Consider the following 21,305-nt stretch of genomic DNA (forward strand, 5'->3'; position numbering starts at 1 on the left):
GCTGCTTTATTTTTCATCTCCGATCGCCTGCTCCACCCAGAGCATAATCTGCTTAAAGGAAATCTTTCCCTGAGACATCAACGGTCTGATGGCTGGATGGCGTGTGATCTGATCAATAAAGCGATCCCGGTTCTCAGGAGCTAAGCTAGCGGGATATTGCGCCTGGGCGTTAGCGATCGCTTCCCGAATAATGTGTTGAGCCGTAGCCTGAGGGCTTGCTGCTGGAGTCACAGGTGTTGGAGCAGGCGGTGTGGTAATTGTCGATGCTGGTGTTGCCGCCTCTGAGGGTAGAGCCGTCTCGCCTGGAGCCGTTGTATCCGGCGTTGGTGCGTTATTCGTTACAGGTTGAGGTGTATTGTCGGTATAGATACCACTGAGCCAAGCCTGGAGCTCCTGAGCCTGCTGTGGATCTAATTGGAGTGGACGGAGCAGGGTTGGGGCCTGAATTTGTAGCGCGCCTTCTTCATCCACACTGATCGAATACATACCAATTTGTTTTTTACTCCTCATAACGAGATCCTTTCTTTTTCAGCATATTGTAAATAGAAGATATTATGATAAGAAGCCAGTTGCATAGCTTATTTGCTGCTTGAATCCAGCTATAATCGTACCATATGCTTACAGGCATTTCAAAAAGCCATTGTCGTCGCAGGGCTTTCCAATTCTCTTTTTGTCCCGCCTGCGGCGGGAGAAGAGGGAGGAGATGCGAGGACACCTCGCGCTCCGGCAAGGGGCTGGCCGCCCCTTGCATCCCCGCTTGCAACGAGAATTGGAAAGCCCTGTTGTCGTCGCGGCCGTCGCGACGACAATGGCTTTTTGTTAACGGCTGGCTTTGTCCAGGACCTGGATCTCATCCTGGGAGAGATTGAGGGCGGGGGCCTGGAGGAGCTCGCGTGTTTGTTCAACCGAGGTGGCACTCGCGATTGGAGCGGTAATACCCGGGCGTGCCAGGATCCAGGCAAGGGCGACCCGGGTCATGGTGGCGTTATGGGCCTTTGCAATCTTCTCGACCTGTTCCAAAACCGTGAAGCCTTGCTCGTTCATGTATTTCTGCTGAATGCCCTGCGCACGCGGACTGGAGAGCAGTTGTTGATTGGTGCGATATTTTCCTGTCAGGAAGCCGCTGGCCAGTGAGGAATAGGTGATCATGATAAATCTCTCTCTTAGTAGAACACGGTTTGCCTGCTATGAAAAGACTCCTGTTGGATTTAGCGGACATAGCGTGACCTTTTGAGGATGATAAAATGAGGATAATAAACTGTTTGTCTGTCGAGGAAAGGAAACGTTATGGTCTCGTTGAGTGCAGAATGTCGTGAGTTTCTGGCAAAGGATACTCGTACCGGAAAATTAGCTACCGTGAGGTCGGATGGACGACCCCATGTGGTTCCCATCTGGTTTGTCCTGGATGGTGATACGCTGGTCTTTAATACAGGTGAAGCGACCGTTAAAGGTCTTAATCTGCGTCGCAGCGGCCAGGCCTGTGTCTGTGTGGATGAAGAAATTGTGCCTTATGCCTTTGCCATGATTGAAGGGACCGTAGAGTTATCGGATAATCTGGTTGAGGTCAGAGAGTGGGCCACCAGGATCGCGGCACGCTATATGGGTGAGGATCTGGCGGAATCCTATGGAGCCCGGAATGGTGTGGCTGGTGAACTGCTTGTTCGTCTGAAGCCCACCAGAGTTATTTTCCAAAAAAATGTAGCGCACTGATCGAACGTTGATGAAGAGTCTCGGCAACGCTGATCAAACAAAATAGGATCAGCGTTGCCGGGCCTCTTTTTGTCTGCGGTATGATCTAGCGAAACGAAATGCTTTTCTACACAGTAATATGGATAGAGGATATATGTAAAAGATTGGAGAACGTCTTATGTCAGCGACTGAAACATTAGAGAATAGCCATCTGCTGGTTATTCAGACACTTGATGATCTACCTGAAGCGATGTGGGATATGCCAGGGGTTAGTGGTGACTGGTCAGCCAAGGATATTGTCGCCCATCTGACCTCCTATGAGTTGCTCTTGATAGATGTGTTACAGGCAGCAAAACAGGGAGTACAGCCTTCTCCCTATGTGCTCAGATGGAAAAGCTCGCAAGAAACATTTAATACCGAGGCGGTGGAGGCCAGACGTTATCATACAGCCCAGCAAGTCATGAATGAGTATCAGGATGCCCAGGTGCGTGTTTCCTCTGCCCTGGCCATACTCACTCCTGAATTGTTGGATCGCAAAGGCACTATGCCCTGGCTTCGTGATGGTGAGGGCAGTCTGGCTGACCTGATTGAGGTTCTGGGAAAGCATATCCAATCGCATTGCGAGCAGATTGAGCAATTCCGTAGCGCCAACAAGGCCAGCGAGTAAGAGTAGGATGCTTACGACCACCTTCCTTTAGGCATTTCATGGCCGTTATTTGCGGCCTCCGCCACTTCTTGTAGCGTGCTGCCAGCCGAAGCTTCAACGGCTGCCAGCACCGCTCCCTCAACCAGTGGTGCCGAACTGAGCAGGATGCGTTGACGTTCATCTGGATCAAGCATTTCCAGCGCCATTTCTGTCACCATCACCGCACTGCCAAGATCCAGCAGCACCAGTGTTCCCTCAGGATTAGAGGCTTTCTGCAGAGCGGCAGTCACCTTATCGATGGACGTGCCAATCGAGCCATCATCAGTTCCACCAGCCACCGCAATCGTAACCTCATCCATCGACATCTGTCCTGCCAACTCGGCTACACCCTCAGCCAGGCGAGCGCTATGTGAGACAATAACAATACTAACAGCCAAAATAAAACCTCCTTTATCAGGATGCAACGGTATCGGCAAGGGCCTGCAGGATCAGCCAGCTAGAGGTGGCCCCTGGATCCTGGTGGCCAATGCTGCGCTCACCAAGATAGCTGGCGCGACCTTTGGTAGCGAGCAGGTCTATGGTGGCTTTCATGCCGCTTTCAGCACTGCCCGCCATGCGTTGGAGTAATTCTGTGACCGGCACCTGTTCTAACTGCGCCTGCTTTCCCGCCTCCAGGGCAGGTATAAAGGCATCCAGCATCGTCTTTTCACCGGCCTGAGCCTTTCCACGTGCCTTAATACCCTCTACTGCCGCCTCGAACATCGCTACAATCTCAGCACCCTCCAGATGTTGCTTGCCTGCCGTGGCCATACCTGCACGTAGAAAGGCCGTGCCATAAAGAGGGCCGCTGGCCCCTCCAACGGTAGAGACGAGAGTCGTGCCTACCGTTTTCAGGAGTGTACCAATATCGGCCTCTTGCATCCCTGAAATTTTCGTAATAACAGCGCTGAAACCGCGATCCATATTACTGCCATGATCGGCATCGCCAATAGCGGAATCGAGCTGTGTCAGGAAAGCATTGTTTTCGTGTAGCACCTGTGTTGAGCGCTGCAACCAGTGTAAAATATCCTTATTCGTGACAGGCATGGTTTCCTCCAGACCTTTCCTAGCGGCCCCAGCGCAGCGCAGGCGTGTGAACCGGAGCATCCCAATATTTTTGTAATTGTTTATCCAGCCGCAACAGGGTAATCGAGCAACCGGCCATCTCTAGCGAAGTAATATAGTTTCCGACCAGTGAGCGAGTGATAGAAATAGCTTTTCCTTGAAGGATGCGCTGTAACTCATTAAATACAATATAGAGCTCAAGCAGTGGTGTTCCACCCATACCATTAACCATGGCCAGTACCTCATCGCCGGCTTTCAATCCCAGATCCTCAATCACTGGATTGGTCAGGATCTCGGTGATCTCGGCCGCAGTGGTCAGTCTGGTGCGCCGGCGTCCGGGCTCACCATGTATCCCGATGCCAATCTCCATCTCGTCTTCGCCTAACTCAAAGGTCGGTTTGCCTGCCGCAGGTACGGTACATGAGGTTAATGCCATTCCCATACTGCGACCCTGACTATTTACCTTACGGGCCAGATCAGCTACCTGACTCAGTGGAGCACCCGTCTCGGCCAGTCCGCCCACAATCTTTTCAAGCAATACGGTCACTCCGACCCCGCGCCGACCGGCTGTATACAAACTATCCTGCACTGCGACATCATCATTAGTGATAACGCTCGCGACCTCAATTCCCTCCGTGGCTGCCAGTTCAGCGGCCATCTCGAAGTTCATGACATCGCCAGTATAATTTTTAATGATATACAATACGCCCGCGCCACCATTGACCGCGTGGGTCGCCGTCAGCATCTGATCAGGAACAGGAGATGTAAAGACCGCGCCCGGGCAGGCGGCATCGAGCATGCCATAGCCCACATAGCCGCCATGTAGTGGCTCATGGCCACTGCCTCCGCCAGAAATAAGAGCGACCTTATTTTGGAGTGGCGCATCCTTACGCACGATAATTTGTTGCTCAAGATCTACTTTGATCAAATCGGCGTGCGCACTGGCCATGCCAGCCAGCGCTTCGCGCACTACATCTCCGGGTTTATTAATGAGCTTCTTCATTATGCTCCCTCTCGTCTCTATGAGAGGATAGGCACTACCCCTATCCTCTGTTCAGTCCATATTATACGAGGAATGCACTTAATGTTTCTCCGCGAGCACCTGATTCTGGATGCCTGAACGGTAGGTCTGGGTCAGGGTTTGCTGTTCTGTCGAAGGCCAGTTAAACTCACTGGACATCAAGCGAGCTACTTCATCCACCACACCCTGACCGCGCTCGCGATCCTCAAGCACGATAGAGGTACGACGCGCCAGAATGTCTGACGGTGTCATGGCCATTTCATACCGACAGGCATAAATGACCTCGGCTCTGATGTATGGCAGGTCGCTAATCAGTTGTTCTTTGAGTGTCGTATCCTGCTCAATCAAATCCAGGACCTGATTGGCATTTGAACCATACGCGCCACCCAGATGTTTAATGATGTCACTGCTCAGTCCAAGCCGCGTGCCACGCCTTTGCAGTTCATGTTGCGTAATCGGCCAGGCGGCACTGCCCTGTAGAGGGAGTGACTCGGTTGGATGGACCGGCTTCATACTATCCCGCCGATTAATCAGATCCAGTGTATCCTGTGCCATGCGCCGATAGGTTGTTAATTTTCCACCCGTAATCGTGATCAGGCCCGAAGGACTTTCAATCACGGCATGGGTACGTGAAAGTTTCGCTGTTGAGCCACCCTTCTGTCGTGGCTTGACCAGTGGACGATAGCCAGCGTAGGTACTGATAATATCGTCTTCGGTAAGATGAACCGTAAGATAGCGATTCAGATATTTCAGCAGATAGGCAATGTCTTCCTGCGAAGACGTTGGATGATTCAGATCACCCGAGCCTGTATCTGTCGTGCCATAAATGGCTCTGGACTCCCAGGGCACAATAAACAGGATGCGCTTATCTTCTGTCTCTGGCAGTACGATCGCATCATCGCCGATTTTGAGATCGTCACGTGAGAGGACCAGATGGACACCCTTGCTGGGTTCAACCTGGATTTGTGGGATCTCCCCGGTTAACGCTTCAACCTCTTCTGAGAAGACGCCAGTGGCATTGACGATATGGCGCGCACGGATACTGAATTGTTGGCCGGTCAGGGTATCTCGCACAACTGCGGCCGTAAGATGCTCATGCTCTTTTTCAAAACCAGTGACTTCAGCATAGTTGGCAATGATTGCCCCATAGCGAGCAGCCGTGCGAATAAGTGTCATCGTCAGGCGTACATCATTGGTCTGGCCATCGTAGTAAATGAAGCCCTCTTTGAGTCCCTCAGGATTCAGCGCGGGGGCGCGTTGGAGCACCTCTTCACGACTGATATGGCGATGGTGTGAAATGTTGCGGCGTCCCGCCAATCCATCATACATCCAGAGGCCGGCATCCAGCAGGCGATTAAGCCCAAAACCTTTGGGCGTCGTAAAAGGCATTCCCACAGGATGCATATCACCTTCATAAATCGGCAGCACAAAAGCTACAGGATTGACCAGGAAAGGCGCATTCTGTAGCAGGAGGCCACGCTCAACCAGCGCCTCATGGACCAGTGCGACATCGAAGTTTGGCAGGTAGCGGATACCACCATGCACCAGTTTAGTGGACTTGCTACTGGTACCGCTGGCAAAGTCAAGTTTTTCTACCAGTGCGACCGAATAGCCGCGCGAGGCAGCATCCAGCGCGACACCTGCTCCGGTGACGCCTCCGCCAATCACAAGAACATCAAAAAAAGTATTGGCGAGTTCATTTAAATTGTACGTGCGTTCGCGTGAGGATAAGGGTTGCATAGGTTCCTATCACGAAAAGCGAGGGAGATGGAACATATTTGTGCTATTTCCTCTCCCTCTAGCTTTTCGTCCTTTCTTTTCTCCTGAAACTATGATAGAGCGTTAATCGACTGCAGGTTCACGAACAGTTTCACCACTGGTGATGGTATCGCCAGAGTGCTGAAGGTTGCGCGCTGTTATAACACGTCCTATTGTATAGTCATAGATGAATGCACCGGCGACGCCACCAAGGATTGGGGCGACAATAGGGATCCATGTATAAGTTGTCAGGCTTCGTCCTCCATCTACCAGGGCAATCCATAAGCGCGGACCGAAGTCACGCGCCGGATTGATCGCATAGCCGGTATTGAGTCCAAATGAAGCACCAATAGCGACAATCAAAAAACCGATAATCAAAGGATTCAAGTTTGCCTGTACAGGTTGATTACGTGTATCAACGATCGCAAAGATCAGGCCTACCAGGAGAGCCGTTCCGACAAATTCATCACAGAAAGCACCGAAGGTATCGACAAAAGGCTTGGGGCTGGTGTAGAAGACACCACCCACCTCACTGGTAATTGTACCACCTTTGGCGGCTGCCAGGCCGACTGCAAAATTGATTGCTCCTCGATAGACAAAAAACACTATGGCTGCAGCAACAAACGCTCCAAGCAATTGGGCGCCCATATAGGGAAGAACTTTATTGTATGGAAACTTACCGCGAACAGCAAAGCCCAGCGTAACGGCTGGATTAAGGTGTGCCCCGCTGATCGCTCCGGCGACATAGATGCCGAGCATAACGGCGAGCCCCCAACCCAGGGCGATCAAAATCCATTGATTGGCAAATGGTGTTGGCTTTGTTAATCCCCCATTGGGGCCAAGATTATTAAAGAGTGCAAACGAAGCAACGCAGCCATCACCAAACAAAATCAGGACCATGGTCCCAAAAAACTCGGCGACGCATTCACCCATAGTACCCGCCAATGCTGGCGATGTCAGACGAACAGGTCTTTCCATCAGTTTTCTCCTGCTTGTAGCGTTAAATTACCCCGAAGTCTATATGTAAGGATGAGTTAACATCATGATGAGTGTAACGCAAGTCGTGAGTAACAGATTAATCCCTGGCCCAGCCAGGGGATCGTTCAACTGCGCGTTGCCAGTTACTGAACAGATTTTCCCTCTGAAACGTTATACTACTTTGTCAACACCTGGTTGGTTTAATACTATCTAGCACGCCAGATAGGGCTGGGTTGTTACGTGAAATTGTGTATATGTATTCCTATCGCTAGAAAATCTTCAAGGCAATTTGTGATTTATGACGTTCACACCGTATCTTTTGTTGCTCGTGTGCGGATAATATGCATATAATAAGCAACACAAAATAGCGTCGAAAAAGGAGTACGCTGCATGGCTATGTCTGCTCGCCGGGTAGAAACCTTTGGCACTACTATTTTTACGGAAATAAATATACTGGCGCAACAATACAATGCTTTAAATCTGGGCCAGGGAAAGCCCGATTTTGACACCCCTGCTGATATTGTGGCCGAGATGGTGCGAGCGGCTCAATCCGGTTACCATAACCAGTATGCGCCTGGTCCTGGTATTGCGTCCCTGCGTCACGCAGTCGCTGAGCATGCGGCCCGCTTCTATGGACTGGATATCGATCCCGATCGCGGTGTGATAGTCACGGCTGGAGCTACTGAGGGACTGCTTTCCTGTATGCTGGGCCTGGTAAATCCCGGGGATGAAGTTATTGTCATTGAACCTTTTTACGACTCATATGTCCCCAATATTTTGATGGCCGGTGGCATTCCCGTCTTCGTGCCGCTTCATCCACCAACCTGGACCTTTGATCCCGACGAATTGCGGGCAGCATTCTCATCTAAAACCCGGGCCTTAATCCTGAATTCACCACATAATCCCACGGGCCGTGTCTTTACGCGGGAAGAGTTGTCTTTAGTTGCTGAGTTATGTATTGAACATGATGTTATTGTTATTAATGACGAGGTCTATGAACATTTAACGCTGGGGGGATCGACCTACCTTCCGATTACCATCCTACCCGGTATGTTTGAGCGCACCGTCACCGTCAGCAGCGCAGGCAAGACCTTTAGTGCCACCGGCTGGAAAATCGGTTGGGCGTATGGGCATCCTGATGTCTTAGAGGGAGTGGCTCGTGCCCATCAATTCACCATCTTTGCTGTGCATCATCCCACCCAGGAAGCTGTAGCCTACGCACTCAGGCAGTCGGATGACTATTATCAGCAGTTCCAGGCTATGTATGAAGCCAAAAAAAACTTATTGATGGCTTCCCTGGAAGGTAGTGGGCTCAACTATCGAGCACCCGAAGGAACCTATTTTATTATGGCGGATTTCTCGCCAGTCTTTGAGGGCATGCCGCGTGATTTCACACACCACCTGATTAAAGAGATTGGTGTGGCCTGCATACCACCAGAATCCATGTATAGCAAAGAGCACGTTCACATAGGCCGCAACTACGTCCGCTTCTCCTTCTGCAAAAGCGACGAAGCCTTGCTTCAAGCCAAACCATTACTGGCAAAGCTTCAGGTATAGGTGGTGAAATAGAAATAAAGGAAGCCCGGCCTCCCAAATAAATTGAAGAGGTCGGGCTTCCTTTAAAACCATTCAGTATTTTTTGAATTCGGAATGCTTATATCTCTCTAATTAGCAAAAATTATAATTATGCATAAGAATTGTAAAAACTTTTGCAAGTTATTGCACATAAGAGCAGCTATCCGAATTACTCCAGATGCATCTCAGGCGTTGCATAGTGATGCTGAAAGGCTTAAATATGCCTATTCAGCGACCAGTTGACTGGCGGCATCGCCCAGAACACGGTTGAGGGTCTCACGTTTAATGCGGTACGCCTGACGCTCATTGACATGGGGCAGAACAACTGCCTCTAATGCGCCCTGCTTTACCCAGCGACGAACCGTTGTGTCATCTACACGCAAAATCTCAGCAACTTCTGATACTGTTAATAGCTCGCTCATGGTCTCTATCTCCTCTATGATTATATATTTTTATGCTTGTATTTCTTACTTAGATTATTTGTTAGCAGCGCTGTCGTAAAACTAACAGAACCTAAACAAATAACTACTGCGTAGTAAGAATACACAAGAAAACATTGTATGTGCATTGTACAACAATGTGTGATGTAAGTAAAGAGGTAGTGTAACTTTTGGTAGGCAATGTTGATAGCACATTAGAAATAATTCGTTAAAAATAACCTGTTCGCATATCCCAGAGAAAACAAGTAGGGGACTCATATTTATCCATGCCGATAAGTTAAACGGGTGTTACAAGTTTATACGAAAGTAATTTTATTCAGGATACATATTTATTGCTTAATAGGAAAAAGTAGCCATTTTGGTTGCTATACTACCCTTTTCTGGGTAAGAGGAATGAGAGTCCAAAAACGTAGCTTTTTTGAGTTGAAAAAGTGGCGTGATTTTGGTACAGTAACAAGTGATAATAAATGCCTCTTTGTGCCCTATTCTTTTCTCTCGATTCTTTGTTGTTGCTAGGGAGGTTTTGTCTATGTCACTCGATACACATAAGGAAACACTTGGTTTCCAGGCTGAAGTTAAACAGCTGCTGGATCTGATGATCCATTCACTGTATAGTAACAAAGAAATATTTCTGCGTGAACTGGTTTCGAACGCTTCGGACGCGATTGACCGTCTGCGCTTTGATGCTCTGTCGGACGCAGCACTGTATGAGCACGATACTGATTTTAAAATAAGTGTTTCTTACGACAAAGATGCACGCACGATTACGGTTGCTGATAACGGTATCGGTATGAACCGTGAAGAAGTGGTCGAGCATCTGGGCACGATTGCCAAGTCGGGTACACGCGAGTTTTTCCAATCCTTAACAGGTGATCAGCAAAAAGATGCCAATATCATTGGTCAGTTTGGTGTTGGTTTTTACTCATCCTTTGTTGTGGCTGATCGTGTCACGGTACACACCCGCCATGCTGGTCTGTCCTCTGATCACGGCGTGAGCTGGGAATCTGAAGGAAAAGGCGAGTACTCGATTGAGAATATTGACAAGCCGAGCCGCGGCACTGAGGTAATCTTACATCTACGTGATGATGAGGATGAATTGCTCAGTAGCCATCGTCTGCGCTCGATTATCCGCAAATACTCGGACCACGTCACACTTCCGATTGTGATGAAGTCAGAGGAGAAGGATAAAGAAGACGAGTGGGAAGTCGTCAATACCGCTTCGGCTCTGTGGACGCGCTCACGCAACGAGATTACTGAAGAAGAATACAACGAGTTCTATAAGCATATCTCACATGATTTCAGTGATCCGCTGGCATATGTGCACAGCCGAATGGAAGGTACCCAGGAATATACACTCCTGCTATACGTCCCATCCCAGGCACCATTCGACCTGTATACACGCGAAGTCCATCACGGGGTAAAATTGTATGTCCGCCGTGTCTTCATTATGGACGATGCTGAGAAGTTAATGCCACGCTACCTGCGTTTTGTACGTGGTGTTATTGACTCTAATGACTTGCCCCTGAACGTCTCACGTGAGATTTTGCAGCAGAATCGCATGATCGATGCGATCCGCTCCAACTCAACCAAAAAGGTCCTGAGCCTGTTCACCGATCTGGCCAAAAATTCACCAGAAAAGTATGCAACGTTCTGGACGCAGTTTGGGCGTGTGATCAAAGAAGGCTTGCTGGAAGATCACAGCAACCGGGATACACTGGCCCGCTTATTGCGCTTCGCCACGTCGACCTCTGGCAGTGAGACCCAGAACGTCTCATTGGAAGACTACGTTACACGCATGAAAGAAGGCCAGGAGAAGATTTACTATATCGTGGCTGACAGCTATGCCGCGGCCAAGGATAGTCCCTTGCTGGAGATCTTCAAAAAGAAGGGCATCGAAGTACTCCTACTCTCTGATCCCGTTGATCACCTGGCCGTTCCTGAATTGCATGAGTTTGAAGGCAAACAGCTGCAGTCAGTCTCCAAAGGCGAAGTCGACCTGAGCAAGCTTGAGGATGAGCAAGAAAAAGAGGAGCAGCAGAAGAACGCCGACGAGGCCAAAGACCTGCTGGAGCGCCTCAAGAAGGTCCTGGGCAACGAAGTCAAAGATGTTCGTACTACCAATCGTCTCACGAGCTCTCCAGCCTGTCTGGTCGTGGATGAGTATGGCATTGATCCCAGCCTCAAGCGCCTGTTACAGTCAGCTGGCCAGCAGATCCCCAATGACAAGCCGATTCTGGAGATCAATACACAGCATGCTATTGTTGTGCGTATCAAAAATGAGGCCGACGAGCAACTGTTTTCCGATTGGGCACACGTACTGTTTGATCAGTCCGTACTCAGCAGTGGTGAGCAGCTTGAGAATCCTGTGAGCTTTGTGAATCGCTTAAATAGCCTGTTAGCACAGCTCTAAACACACCAGTAAAGACTTTGAGGCCAGCCCCACACATTGTCGGGCTGGCCTCTTTCTATCTGTCGCGATGATAAGCTGGCAAACAGCGTTTTGGGGATCACTATTTTGCTTCTCCTCTGGCAGGCAATATGTCAATCTGTACAAACAAATTCACCAATATTTTTGTGCATAATGCACAAAGAATTGCTCTGAATCGTTGGTTAACTACATATAAATGCTAAGAGAAAAGAGACTTATCAGAGGCCTGTCTATAGAAGTGCATAAAGATTTTTGCGAGCTCTTTTTTTGGTCCATATTTTGCCCCTAAATGGCAAAATATGCCGTATTATTAACCATGTAAGCGAAAGCGAAACACACAAAAAAATCTATCGCTAAAGCGACAAGATTCGAGGCTGAATCTTTTTTCCAGTTAGCAAAAAATAAAGAGTTATCGGCATAAAAAATTTCCAGTTGAGTAAACCTCAAGGAGGAGCAAAGATGAACACAGCACAACACCACAAAGATCATATGAAAATTGGCCGCTACCAGTCCTGGTTAGAGGATGGGAAGCTGAAAATGTACTACCATGAGTTCGGCAATCCCAGTGGCATGTATTGCACACTGAGCGCTGAAGAGACACGTGGACTGCTTGAACTTCTGAGCCGCAATAGTGACGGCATTAATAATGCTCTCTACGTGAATGAGCAAGAAGCCGCTAACAACTACGCCAGCCGCTAATACAACGCATCCTCGAGGTTGAAGCGGATTAGTGCCAGATTGCTAACTTATTGAAAAGCCTTTGTTAAAAAGCCGTCGCCCTTTCCTGATAGATAACATGAGGAAAGAGGCAACGGCTTTTTTACGTATGTGTAACTTGAACGCTAGCTTTTAGACGAAAAGTGGCTGCATACCAAGGCGCTTGATCATGGCTTCCATATCAGCGTTGCTTGTTTGTTTCTCAAAGCGACTGGCAGCATCCAGGACTTTTGGCAGCAGATGGATATCTCCAACGGTATTCAAGAAGACTCCCTCATGACCCAGGACCCAATGGACGGCACGATCGATATCGGCCTGATCTTCGAGTGGAGCATACCAGGTACTGTGGGTCTGCTTCTCTCCCATCCAGGGCTTATAGGCGATGGACTTGATCGTCTGGACAGCGGTGTTGCGTTGCTTACAGGTCTCTACCAGGGCATTGAAGTTTTCCGCATAGTATGGATTCTGTAACGTAACATAGTTACAGGGCAGCAAGACAGAATCAAAGTCAAAACGCTCAAGGCTGCGACGATGGGTGGCTGCGATTTGTAAGCCATGGCCAGTGATACCAATCGCCTTGATCAAGCCTTGCTTTTTGGCTTCAATAGCCGCATCAAGTACACCACCAGGGCTCAAGGCAATATCCCATTCAATTGGATCAGCCAGATTATGGAATTGCCACAGATCGATATAATCGATCTTCATACGCTCCAGAGAGCGCTGTAGCTCTTCCTTCGCCTTAGGGGCGGTACGTTCACCAGTTTTGGTAGCCACAAAGAACTCGGAGCGATGTTGTGCCATCCAGGGAGCAATACGTAATTCTGCGTCACCATAGCTGGCCGCCACATCAATGTGGTTGACGCCATATTTCAGCAACACCTCTAAGGTCTGGTCCGCCTCTGCCTGGGTCACAGATCCCAGCGCTGCGGCTCCAAACAGGGTACGGCTACTCATGTGTCCAGTACGACCAAAGGGCTGTTTGGCAATAGTCATAAATAAATTATCTCCAGTACATATCTACCCTTGATGGGCAACTCCTACATACAATCCTTATAACCAATACGAATCAACCGCATGATCAGTTTTGTACTGACATGCAGGCGCTGGTATCGTAATATAATTCTACAACATATGTATTTACGAGCAATCGAGTAGGTCGCTTGAGTGAGCTATGGTGTATTACAAGCTTATTGTGCGTTTATGTGTATCAGTAGTCCGTTCCATTTTACTATATGGCGGAGTGACTGATGCGCACCAGGAAAGCTGTAAGGCAGCACGAACAAGGAGCAGAAGATGGAACTTTCTACGCAGGACTTGAAGCGTATTCTTGCAGATGCTATGGGACGAGCAGAGGATGTAGCAGCGCTGGCACAGCGTATCTGTGCGGTACCAGCGCCGACAGGGAGAAGAACATCAGCGCGCGGAGTTTGTGGCTACCCTATGGCGCGAGCGTGGATATAAGCCAGAAGTGGATGACCTGGGTAACGTCTATGTGCGCCGTGGAAACAAGAGCGATCGTCCGCTACTGATGATCCTGACCCATATCGATACCGTTTTTCCAGCCTCAACTCCGCTCACCATTCGGCGTGAGGGCGATCGGCTCTATGGTCCTGGTATTGGTGATAACAGTGTCAGTGTGGCGGCCATCCTGACGGCCATCGATTTATTGGATCTCTATGGCTGGGAAACAGAAGCAGATCTGTTGCTGGTCGCGAATGTGGGTGAAGAAGGATTGGGGGATCTGCGTGGAGCGCGCAGGGCAGTTGAGCGCTATCGTGAGACGCTTGGGGCGGTACTCGTCGTGGATGGCCACCTTGGCAGCATTGTCAATGCCGCGGTAGGCTCAAAGCGCTTAAAAATAACGGTCAAGGGTCCTGGCGGACATGCCTACGGTTCATTTGGTACTCCGAGCGCGATCCATGGATTGGGAAGAATTATCGCTGGCCTGGCCGCCATGCAGGTACCTGCTGAACCAAGGACAACCTTTAACGTTGGCCTGATTGAAGGTGGAACCTCAATTAACACCATCGCTGCTCATGCTACGGCCCTGGTCGATTTGCGCTCAATCGATATCCAGACCCTGGCCAGGCTGGAGGAGCAGGCTCGCACTATAATCCTCCAGCAGGTTGGTCCAGGTCTACAGACCGAGATTGAAGTGATAGGAGATCGACCAGCGGGCAAACGCAGTGATAATGATCCGTTGGTACAACTGGCAAAGCAAGCGCTGCACTGGGTCGGGTATGAGCCACGCCTGGGTGCATCCAGTACGGACGCTAATATCCCGATTAGTCTGGATATTCCTTCGGTGTGTGTGGGTGTGACAAAGGGAGAGAAAGCTCATACCACCGATGAATTCTTACACGTCTCGCCACTAGGCAAAGGATTGGCCCAGGTCGTGCGGCTATGTATCGAAGCCAGCAATCAGATAGCCCACTCGGGTTCCTGATTGCGTATCGCTGCTGGCCTGTGTACATGTGAGCAGACCAGCGGCTAGCGTGCAGTTAAGCAATTGAGACGATATGTTTGATACCGCCGGGTTTTTTTAGCAATACTTCTTTCGCCTGTTCCATTGGATAGCGACGGGTGATGAGCGCGGGCAGCACCTGTGGCCAGCGTTGTTGGAAGATGCTCAGGTGGTTGATGGCCGATTGGAAGGTAGCGGGTCCAGCATTCACCGTGCCGATGATAACCTGATTTTTGGACGTTATATGCTCGATGGCGTTCGCCGTATCGATATGAAAGGGATGATTGGGATCGGTACCACTGGTAAAGATAAAGATACCATTGCGATGAAGATTGTGTAGTACCTCGATGGCCAGTGGAGCCGCATCCAGGGCTTCATAGACCAGATCGATATGTCCAAGGCGCTCGGTGAGTTGTTCTACGCTGGTGGTCTCTGCTGAGAGATAGGTGGCGCCGATAGCTTCAACGATGGCAGATTTTTCATTGGGGGCCTGGGCGCGTGAATACACATATGTCTCAAAGCCAGCAGTCACAAAGAGCATAGCTCCCAGCAGCCCAATTGGGCCAGCCCCAAGGACAACTGCCTTCAGGCCACGTCCCGGTTCAGCGTTGGTGGCAGAGCCCGTGCGCCAGGGGAGACGGTCCTGTATTTGCAACGCCTGGACCAGCGCTTTCTCCGCGATGGTTAATGGCTCGGTAAGCACGGCTACCTGACGTAGCTCGGCCGGAACAGGATGCAGGTAACGAGCCTCATCGACCACGGTAGTAGCCATATAGCCATGCAGACCCTGGATTCCACGCTCTGTATATGAGCCGGTATAGCAGAAATCCTGTTGCGCGGCTCTACAGGCCCGACAATCCGGATCATTGCATGGACGACGTACCTCGGGTACCACCAGGTCACCGGGGCGAAATTGCGTTACGGCCTCTCCAACTTCAACCACCTCTGCCAGCGCTTCGTGTCCTAAAATAAGGTACTCGCTATCAACCGGCGGAGTCCCAAATGCCAGTGCGCAAATATGGCGGTCCGTTCCGCAGACGCCTACCTCTAAAATCTTCAGTTTGACCTGTGAAGGTTGTGTGATCTGTGGTTCAGGATGTTCGACCAGTCTAATCTCATGTGCCTCTGGAAAGACCGCAATTGCCTTAACCATCAATCTTCCTTTCAAAAATGGGGTGACCATGTACGTTATGAAGAACCAGGCTAGCATTATGCTATCTGGCTACTATATCACGTCTTTGGGGCTGTTTATGGTTGTCTGCGTACTGCCTTAACAAGGATGTAAGTGTCACAAACATAGGCCTGTGTTTATGATATGATATCCATAGCATGCATGTTATTGAAAAGCAATCGTGAACGCCGCTCACTCGTGGCTCACACGGTTGAGTGGAAAACTATATGTACCAGGAAATGGTACCCTTCTATGATGAGATAGCGGCGCCCCTCGCGGGGACCTCTTTGACTGTGACCAGCCAGGATAACAATGGCTTCATGGAGGTCTCCGCGAGGAATGCCGCTTGTATTTATTTGTTTCTACTTTACTTACCTGTACGCCTGCCTGTGGGATGGCGTGTATTCTGATCTGGCGATGACCATTTGAACTAAAGGAGCACTCATGAGTTTCCTCTCGTATCCAACCACCGAAGAACAAATAAAACTACTGGAAACGGCAGGAGCATTGGCCGATACCTTTGCGGCACGTGCACTTGAACATGATTGGGAAGGGCGTTTCCCATTAGAAAATTTTCATGACTTGCATCAGGCGGGTTATCTGACACTTTCGCTTCCACAAAATTTAGGGGGCCAGGGTGCTTCATTATTGGATCTTGCTCATGCTCAGTACCGTCTGGCCCAGGGCGATGCCTCAACAGCGCTGGTTGTGTGTATGCATCTGATGCACGTTGGTCGGCTGGTTGGTGGACGCGCAGAATTGCCGCCGGTAATCATCCAGTTATGCCAGGATGTGGTTGAGAAAGGGGCGATGATTAATAGTGCTGTAAGCGAACCCGCGACCGGTAGCCCCAGTCGAGGTGGACGACCACAGACAACCGCTCGACGACAGGCGGATGGTTCGTGGCGTATCACCGGACGCAAGAATTTTTCTACTGGCAGTCACGCGCTCAGCTATTTCATCGTAGGCTGTAGTATCGAGGACGAGGCAGGTGAGGCCTCTGGACTGGAACCCTTGAAAGCCGAGCGTGGGAATTTCCTGGTTCCTGAAAGTGTGGAAGGCGTCAGTATCATAGATACCTGGAACACCGTGGGTATGCGTGGGAGCGGTAGTAATGATCTGTTGCTGGAGAATGTTCAACTGGGACCTGAAGCCTATATGGATGCTCAGTTGTCCGCGATCCCTGATCTCCAGAAGCGTCAGGGAGCCTGGACTTTAGTGCTGGCGGCTGGCTATCTGGGTATTGCCCAGGCCGCGCGTGATGAAGCGGTACGTTTTGCCCGTAGCCGTCGTCCTAACTCGCTCAAGCAATCCATCGCCAGCGTACCCCATATTCAGGATAAGGTTGGTCGCATCGAGGTGCTCCTGCTGGAAAGTCAGGCAACCCTGTTTGGTCTGGCTGAACGTTACAGCCAGGACATTGAGAGCGTGGATCTTGCTCTGGTGGGAGCCGCCAAATATCTGGCCGTCAACAACGCGGTAGAGATTATTGACCTGGCTATGCGTGTGGTCGGAGCCGCCAGTCTCTCACTTTCCTCGCCGCTGCAACGCTACTATCGCGACATTCGCGCTGGTCTGCATAATCCTCCTATGGACGATGCCGCCCTGGCCGCCCTGGCCAAACGTGCCCTCGAAAATCCTGCAGAGCAGACGAAAGCATAATAAGCAAAAGATAAAAAAAGACCAGAGTCAGTGCCACTATGGCATACCAACTCTGGTCTTTTTTTATGATGGGGAAAGGGCGTGTACTAAAAAACCTCATAGAGGAAAGGCTGTAGCAGCGGGAACATCTGCTGCATGGTCGCCTGAACCTCAGCTGATGGATTGCCCCAGTCGCGTAGCGAGAAGGTGGCGGGTTCGTTGGTACCATAAATCAGTGAAGCCACCGCCTGAATTGAGAGTTCGCATTCGGCACTGTGGCTGGAACTGATGCTGAGTCGTCCATCAATGGTCTCGAAAAGATAGTTGCCAGTATTCCAGGGGCCATATTCATCGCTGACATGGGCGGTAAAGCGGCCTGGACCGGTCCGCATGCCATTGAGTCTGGTGACATTGATCACACGACCCAATGGGGCCTCAATCGAGGTAGTGCGCACATTCATATCTGGCCACCATGTTTCGGGACGCTCGAATGATGGCAACTTGATCTCGATCTCTTTCACATGATCGATATGGCGAGCAAACCATTCCAGCAACAGATAGCGACCCTGGATATCATCATACCAGAAGTGTGTAACCTGTAGATCATCTCCATTACCCTTGATTTTGTAGAGCATCATGCCCTTGATTTCGCCCTGAGCAGAACGCGCGATCGCCAGCCAGTGAGCATTTTTGTCGCGCAGGCTACTCTCAACCCTGGGTGAGAAGCGACCAAAGCCATGGATAGCCTGGTGATGTCTGGATAGATAATCCTGATACTGCGCGAAACCCTGCGCAATCTCTAGCATTTCAACCTCACCATCGAGATCCTTTTTCAGGAGTGGTTGCAGTGCTACTGGTGAGAAGCGTGCCAGTTTTGGCTGTAAGAAAGTAGTATAGCCCAGGCGTGTATAGAATGATTCCCTGAAGGGATAGAGCACAGAGATCGCCGCGCCATCTTCATAAAGCCTTTTCAGCAGGCCGGTCAGCATTGTTCTGGCATGACCTTTGCGTCGTCCTGTAGGATGTGTCGTCACGCCCCAGATACCGCCGCCACTATAAATCTGGCCGCGAATATTCTGCTGGATCAGTGAACTGCCAGCACTGGCCACTGGTTTTTCATCTTCAAAAGCTGCGAAAACCGTTGCCTCATCCAGATATGCAAACTCTTTTTGCCACGCAGCCTCCTCCGGAAGTGGTGGGGTCGCGCGAAAGGCATAGGCTGCTAACAGGCGATTTACCACTGGGATTTCAGCAGGCTGTAACTGGCGGATAGTTGATGTGCTCATAGAAAAAAATCTTTCTAGTGTATGTATGGATATGAGGATGGAGTTGTTCTTGATTGGGCGTCTGGCCTGAATGATATCGGTGAATATCGATGTATTATTTTTAATCATGCCACGAAGGAGGGGTGACTGTCCAGTTCTATGCCCCTCCTCTGGCGTTTCTGGTGTATGTTTTGCGGGTTAGTTTATCTCAGTTTCAGGAACTGTGCAGATGGAGACTGAAGTGGGATCTCCTCCCAGTTCTTCAAAGAGGACCAGCGTATTTTTATCCTGTAGCCATTCGTAGGGCAAATGATAGTAGCGCTGAGTGGGGTCATCAGTACCCTGAGCAAAGATGATATTTTTCTGCCAGGATTCATGTTCACCAGTAGCGGCTGCAAGCCAGTAGCGGCCGATACAACGTCCATTCAACCAGGCCATGCCTTTCTGCATGCTTCCTAGATCAACGGCATAGGGTCCTGCCGTCTGTGGGCGCTCAAAGGTCAGGCGCCACCAGCGCAGGGGCTTTTCGAACGCCTCAACGCTTGCTAGCTGCCAATCAACGAGAGCACCCCCAGCCGCGAAGAAAGCTGTTTGTTCTCCAACCAGACCTGGCTGCATAGACCAGGGACCCTCAAGCACCGTACTATTCCAGCGTGCGTGTCCCCAGAGTCCTTTGCGTTCCTGTACCATATTTGCATTGATCATCCAATCGCCCTTGATCAATCCCATGGCACAACTCAAAATGGTCAGCTCATGTTCTCCAGCGGCTAGTGAAAGGCTGAAGGATTGCGTAAAGGCAGAGCCATCAAAGGAGCCTCGATTCTCGATTAACGGCGTTGGGGTGGTAGCATAGAACTGGCCATCAATAAAGATATGCGCTACATCTGCAAAGCCGATCAAGGACAGGATGCCCTCTTCATCTGCAAGCGTTGAAAAGGTGATCGAATACCAGCAATAGTCGGTGTTGTCATGGGTCAGGGCGAGCTGTTCGCGTGGTTTGTCCGCTGTGACGATTGAACGTAAGGCGGTCGGCCAGGCGGAAGGTAATGGTTCTGCCGACCAGACTACCTCGCTGATCAGTTGCTCCAGTGGTTGAGCATCGCGTTGTACGACATGAGTAGTGGCGATATCAGAGGTATTGAACGCCAATCTGCCATTAACCAGGAGCAAGACGGAATGGGCTGGTAATGAGACCTGCTCCTCGTTCCAGGTACAGTTTGTGGGTAGCGGCGCATCATTGCAAAGGAATGTCAGTGTATAGTGTTCACTGGCATAAGTATATGCGACTTGCATCTCGCCCAGTGATTGGGGCTGAGCGCGTTCATTAGTCAGGAGCAGTTCCGCATAATCAGTGAGGATCTGGTGCAGGTGAGCCAGGTGACGTAGTTTGGTGGTTGGCTGTCCAAATTCATCAAGTGGAGCATTAAAATCATAGCTGGTGGTTTGTAGATACATTGCCTCACGGCCAAAATTGGTGCCCCCATGCCACATATAATAATTGACGCCTGTGCCACCAGCCGCCACAAAGCGTGCCACAGCGTACGCAACGTCCTGTGGGGTCCGAATATGGTGTGGATAGCCATAGGTATCATACCAACCTGTCCAATTCTCGGTCCATAGCGCGGGCTGATCTGGATGCTGGAACGTATGCTGCTCAAGCATTGAGTGGGCATAGTAACCGTTCATCGTCTCGATGGCTCCGGCCGTGGCACCCTCACACATTACCAGTGGTATACCTAGATTCAATGATTGTCCCAGTTCGCTCACCCAGCGCAGATAGTGCTGGCCATCCGCACCATAGCGATTGGCGATGTTCTCATATTCATTTTCCAGTTGCGCCAGAATGATTGGTCCTCCATTGGGGGCCAGCAAGGGGCGCATGTAGTCAACCAGGAAGCGCACCCAGCGCTCTTTTTCGCGCATAAATGGCTGGTTATAGGTGCGGATAGCCATATCTGGCACATCGCGTAGCCAGGTAGGCAAACCACCATAATTGATTTCAGCACAGACATAGGGACCGATCCGTAAAATCACATACAGTCCATACTGTTCAGCTACCTCGCAGAAACGGAAAAGATCGAGCCGCTCTGAAAAATCAAAGACACCGCGCTCGCGTTCATGCAGATTCCAGAACACATAGGTCTCGATTGTATTGAGTCCTGCCTCTTTACTCTGTCGCATCAACTCAGGCCACATAGCAGGCGTGCTGCGGGCATAATGAATGGCCCCACTCAGTAACAGCGTACGCTGTCCATGAATCAGCACCGCACGGGAATCATAACCAACCGTCGAAGATATTTCCATAAATACACAAAAGCCTTCTCTATAATGGTCAGGAAAATAATGGTCAGGAAACGTGTATGTATACTGATGAAACATCTCCTGACTCTTTATCAGTGAAAAACCAG

General features: G+C 50.2%; 20 protein-coding genes. 8 read left to right on the forward strand and 12 right to left on the reverse strand.

Annotation, left to right across the window (positions count from 1 at the left end; all coding sequences use genetic code 11):
* Window positions 1-6: 6 nt before the first annotated feature.
* Window positions 7-510, reverse strand: coding sequence for a hypothetical protein (locus KDW_RS14850; protein ID WP_151756681.1), 504 nt, complete (start codon window positions 508-510; stop codon window positions 7-9).
* Between the two features lie 309 nt (window positions 511-819).
* Window positions 820-1,149, reverse strand: coding sequence for an aldo/keto reductase (locus KDW_RS14855; protein WP_151756682.1), 330 nt, complete (start codon window positions 1,147-1,149; stop codon window positions 820-822).
* Window positions 1,150-1,287: 138 nt separating this feature from the next.
* Here KDW_RS14855 and KDW_RS14860 point away from each other — a divergent pair, with 138 nt between their 5' ends.
* Both KDW_RS14860 and KDW_RS14865 read left to right on the forward strand, forming a co-directional pair.
* Window positions 1,288-1,710: a PPOX class F420-dependent oxidoreductase gene (locus tag KDW_RS14860; RefSeq protein WP_151756683.1), complete on the forward strand. Its 423-nt coding sequence runs from the start codon at window positions 1,288-1,290 to the stop codon at window positions 1,708-1,710.
* 157 nt (window positions 1,711-1,867) lie between these two features.
* On the forward strand, window positions 1,868-2,356 hold the full coding sequence (locus KDW_RS14865; protein WP_151756684.1) for a DinB family protein: 489 nt from the start codon (window positions 1,868-1,870) through the stop codon (window positions 2,354-2,356).
* Window positions 2,357-2,367: 11 nt separating this feature from the next.
* Here KDW_RS14865 and dhaM read toward each other — a convergent pair whose 3' ends face one another.
* The 5 genes from dhaM to KDW_RS14890 form a co-directional block, all read right to left on the reverse strand.
* On the reverse strand, window positions 2,368-2,772 hold the full coding sequence (gene dhaM, locus KDW_RS14870; protein WP_151756685.1) for a dihydroxyacetone kinase phosphoryl donor subunit DhaM: 405 nt from the start codon (window positions 2,770-2,772) through the stop codon (window positions 2,368-2,370).
* A gap of 16 nt (window positions 2,773-2,788) precedes the next feature.
* On the reverse strand, window positions 2,789-3,421 hold the full coding sequence (dhaL, locus tag KDW_RS14875; RefSeq protein WP_151756686.1) for a dihydroxyacetone kinase subunit DhaL: 633 nt from the start codon (window positions 3,419-3,421) through the stop codon (window positions 2,789-2,791).
* A 19-nt stretch (window positions 3,422-3,440) separates the two neighbouring features.
* Complete coding sequence (gene dhaK / locus KDW_RS14880; protein WP_151756687.1) at window positions 3,441-4,442, reverse strand: dihydroxyacetone kinase subunit DhaK; 1,002 nt, start codon at window positions 4,440-4,442, stop codon at window positions 3,441-3,443.
* Window positions 4,443-4,520: 78 nt separating this feature from the next.
* On the reverse strand, window positions 4,521-6,200 hold the full coding sequence (locus KDW_RS14885) for a glycerol-3-phosphate dehydrogenase/oxidase (protein WP_151756688.1): 1,680 nt from the start codon (window positions 6,198-6,200) through the stop codon (window positions 4,521-4,523).
* Between the two features lie 102 nt (window positions 6,201-6,302).
* Window positions 6,303-7,196 carry an MIP/aquaporin family protein gene (locus tag KDW_RS14890; RefSeq protein WP_151756689.1) on the reverse strand — a complete coding sequence of 298 codons (894 nt, stop codon included), beginning with the start codon at window positions 7,194-7,196 and terminating at the stop codon, window positions 6,303-6,305.
* 390 nt (window positions 7,197-7,586) lie between these two features.
* On the opposite strand from KDW_RS14890, the gene KDW_RS14895 reads away from it, so the two are divergent.
* Complete coding sequence (locus KDW_RS14895; RefSeq protein ID WP_151756690.1) at window positions 7,587-8,753, forward strand: aminotransferase class I/II-fold pyridoxal phosphate-dependent enzyme; 1,167 nt, start codon at window positions 7,587-7,589, stop codon at window positions 8,751-8,753.
* Between the two features lie 242 nt (window positions 8,754-8,995).
* Here KDW_RS14895 and KDW_RS14900 read toward each other — a convergent pair whose 3' ends face one another.
* Window positions 8,996-9,193 carry a helix-turn-helix domain-containing protein gene (locus tag KDW_RS14900; RefSeq protein ID WP_151756691.1) on the reverse strand — a complete coding sequence of 66 codons (198 nt, stop codon included), beginning with the start codon at window positions 9,191-9,193 and terminating at the stop codon, window positions 8,996-8,998.
* A 547-nt stretch (window positions 9,194-9,740) separates the two neighbouring features.
* Between KDW_RS14900 and htpG the strand changes: the two genes are divergently transcribed.
* Both htpG and KDW_RS14910 read left to right on the forward strand, forming a co-directional pair.
* Window positions 9,741-11,621 (forward strand): molecular chaperone HtpG, encoded by a 1,881-nt coding sequence (gene htpG / locus KDW_RS14905; protein ID WP_151756692.1) that lies wholly within the window; start codon window positions 9,741-9,743, stop codon window positions 11,619-11,621.
* Between the two features lie 477 nt (window positions 11,622-12,098).
* Window positions 12,099-12,338, forward strand: a complete 240-nt coding sequence (locus tag KDW_RS14910; protein WP_151756693.1) for a hypothetical protein — start codon at window positions 12,099-12,101, stop codon at window positions 12,336-12,338.
* A 150-nt stretch (window positions 12,339-12,488) separates the two neighbouring features.
* Here the strand turns inward: KDW_RS14910 and KDW_RS14915 are convergent, their stop codons facing one another.
* Entirely contained in the window at window positions 12,489-13,349 is an 861-nt protein-coding gene (locus tag KDW_RS14915; protein ID WP_151756694.1) for an aldo/keto reductase, read from the reverse strand.
* Between the two features lie 300 nt (window positions 13,350-13,649).
* Between KDW_RS14915 and KDW_RS31760 the strand changes: the two genes are divergently transcribed.
* Window positions 13,650-13,817: a hypothetical protein gene (locus tag KDW_RS31760; protein WP_162005248.1), complete on the forward strand. Its 168-nt coding sequence runs from the start codon at window positions 13,650-13,652 to the stop codon at window positions 13,815-13,817.
* The gene (locus KDW_RS14920; RefSeq protein WP_151756695.1) at window positions 13,786-14,802 is read left to right on the forward strand and encodes a M20/M25/M40 family metallo-hydrolase; all 1,017 of its coding nucleotides are present in this window, start codon (window positions 13,786-13,788) and stop codon (window positions 14,800-14,802) included. The genes KDW_RS31760 and KDW_RS14920 overlap by 32 nt, the downstream gene beginning before the upstream one ends.
* Before the next feature lie 55 nt (window positions 14,803-14,857).
* Here KDW_RS14920 and KDW_RS14925 read toward each other — a convergent pair whose 3' ends face one another.
* Window positions 14,858-15,973 (reverse strand): glucose 1-dehydrogenase, encoded by a 1,116-nt coding sequence (locus KDW_RS14925; protein ID WP_151756696.1) that lies wholly within the window; start codon window positions 15,971-15,973, stop codon window positions 14,858-14,860.
* A gap of 462 nt (window positions 15,974-16,435) precedes the next feature.
* On the opposite strand from KDW_RS14925, the gene KDW_RS14930 reads away from it, so the two are divergent.
* Complete coding sequence (locus tag KDW_RS14930; RefSeq protein ID WP_151756697.1) at window positions 16,436-17,653, forward strand: acyl-CoA dehydrogenase family protein; 1,218 nt, start codon at window positions 16,436-16,438, stop codon at window positions 17,651-17,653.
* A gap of 86 nt (window positions 17,654-17,739) precedes the next feature.
* Here the strand turns inward: KDW_RS14930 and KDW_RS14935 are convergent, their stop codons facing one another.
* Window positions 17,740-18,918: a GNAT family N-acetyltransferase gene (locus KDW_RS14935; RefSeq protein WP_162005249.1), complete on the reverse strand. Its 1,179-nt coding sequence runs from the start codon at window positions 18,916-18,918 to the stop codon at window positions 17,740-17,742.
* Window positions 18,919-19,095: 177 nt separating this feature from the next.
* Window positions 19,096-21,276 carry a beta-galactosidase gene (locus KDW_RS14940; protein WP_198925268.1) on the reverse strand — a complete coding sequence of 727 codons (2,181 nt, stop codon included), beginning with the start codon at window positions 21,274-21,276 and terminating at the stop codon, window positions 19,096-19,098.
* Window positions 21,277-21,305 lie beyond the last annotated feature (29 nt).

The organism is Dictyobacter vulcani (genome assembly GCF_008974265.1).
GTDB lineage: Bacteria > Chloroflexota > Ktedonobacteria > Ktedonobacterales > Ktedonobacteraceae > Dictyobacter > Dictyobacter vulcani.

Coding starts and splice junctions, on each gene's coding strand:
- htpG (WP_151756692.1), top strand. CDS start 9,741: ATGTCACTCGATACACATAAGGAAACACTTGGTTTCCAGGCTGAAGTT.
- KDW_RS14935 (WP_162005249.1), bottom strand. CDS start 18,918: ATGAGCACATCAACTATCCGCCAGTTACAGCCTGCTGAAATCCCAGTG.
- KDW_RS14895 (WP_151756690.1), top strand. CDS start 7,587: ATGGCTATGTCTGCTCGCCGGGTAGAAACCTTTGGCACTACTATTTTT.
- KDW_RS14885 (WP_151756688.1), bottom strand. CDS start 6,200: ATGCAACCCTTATCCTCACGCGAACGCACGTACAATTTAAATGAACTC.
- KDW_RS14910 (WP_151756693.1), top strand. CDS start 12,099: ATGAACACAGCACAACACCACAAAGATCATATGAAAATTGGCCGCTAC.
- KDW_RS14850 (WP_151756681.1), bottom strand. CDS start 510: ATGAGGAGTAAAAAACAAATTGGTATGTATTCGATCAGTGTGGATGAA.
- KDW_RS31760 (WP_162005248.1), top strand. CDS start 13,650: ATGGAACTTTCTACGCAGGACTTGAAGCGTATTCTTGCAGATGCTATG.
- KDW_RS14925 (WP_151756696.1), bottom strand. CDS start 15,973: ATGGTTAAGGCAATTGCGGTCTTTCCAGAGGCACATGAGATTAGACTG.
- KDW_RS14860 (WP_151756683.1), top strand. CDS start 1,288: ATGGTCTCGTTGAGTGCAGAATGTCGTGAGTTTCTGGCAAAGGATACT.
- KDW_RS14865 (WP_151756684.1), top strand. CDS start 1,868: ATGTCAGCGACTGAAACATTAGAGAATAGCCATCTGCTGGTTATTCAG.
- KDW_RS14930 (WP_151756697.1), top strand. CDS start 16,436: ATGAGTTTCCTCTCGTATCCAACCACCGAAGAACAAATAAAACTACTG.
- KDW_RS14890 (WP_151756689.1), bottom strand. CDS start 7,196: ATGGAAAGACCTGTTCGTCTGACATCGCCAGCATTGGCGGGTACTATG.
- KDW_RS14915 (WP_151756694.1), bottom strand. CDS start 13,349: ATGACTATTGCCAAACAGCCCTTTGGTCGTACTGGACACATGAGTAGC.
- KDW_RS14940 (WP_198925268.1), bottom strand. CDS start 21,276: ATGTTTCATCAGTATACATACACGTTTCCTGACCATTATTTTCCTGAC.
- KDW_RS14900 (WP_151756691.1), bottom strand. CDS start 9,193: ATGAGCGAGCTATTAACAGTATCAGAAGTTGCTGAGATTTTGCGTGTA.
- dhaK (WP_151756687.1), bottom strand. CDS start 4,442: ATGAAGAAGCTCATTAATAAACCCGGAGATGTAGTGCGCGAAGCGCTG.
- dhaL (WP_151756686.1), bottom strand. CDS start 3,421: ATGCCTGTCACGAATAAGGATATTTTACACTGGTTGCAGCGCTCAACA.
- KDW_RS14855 (WP_151756682.1), bottom strand. CDS start 1,149: ATGATCACCTATTCCTCACTGGCCAGCGGCTTCCTGACAGGAAAATAT.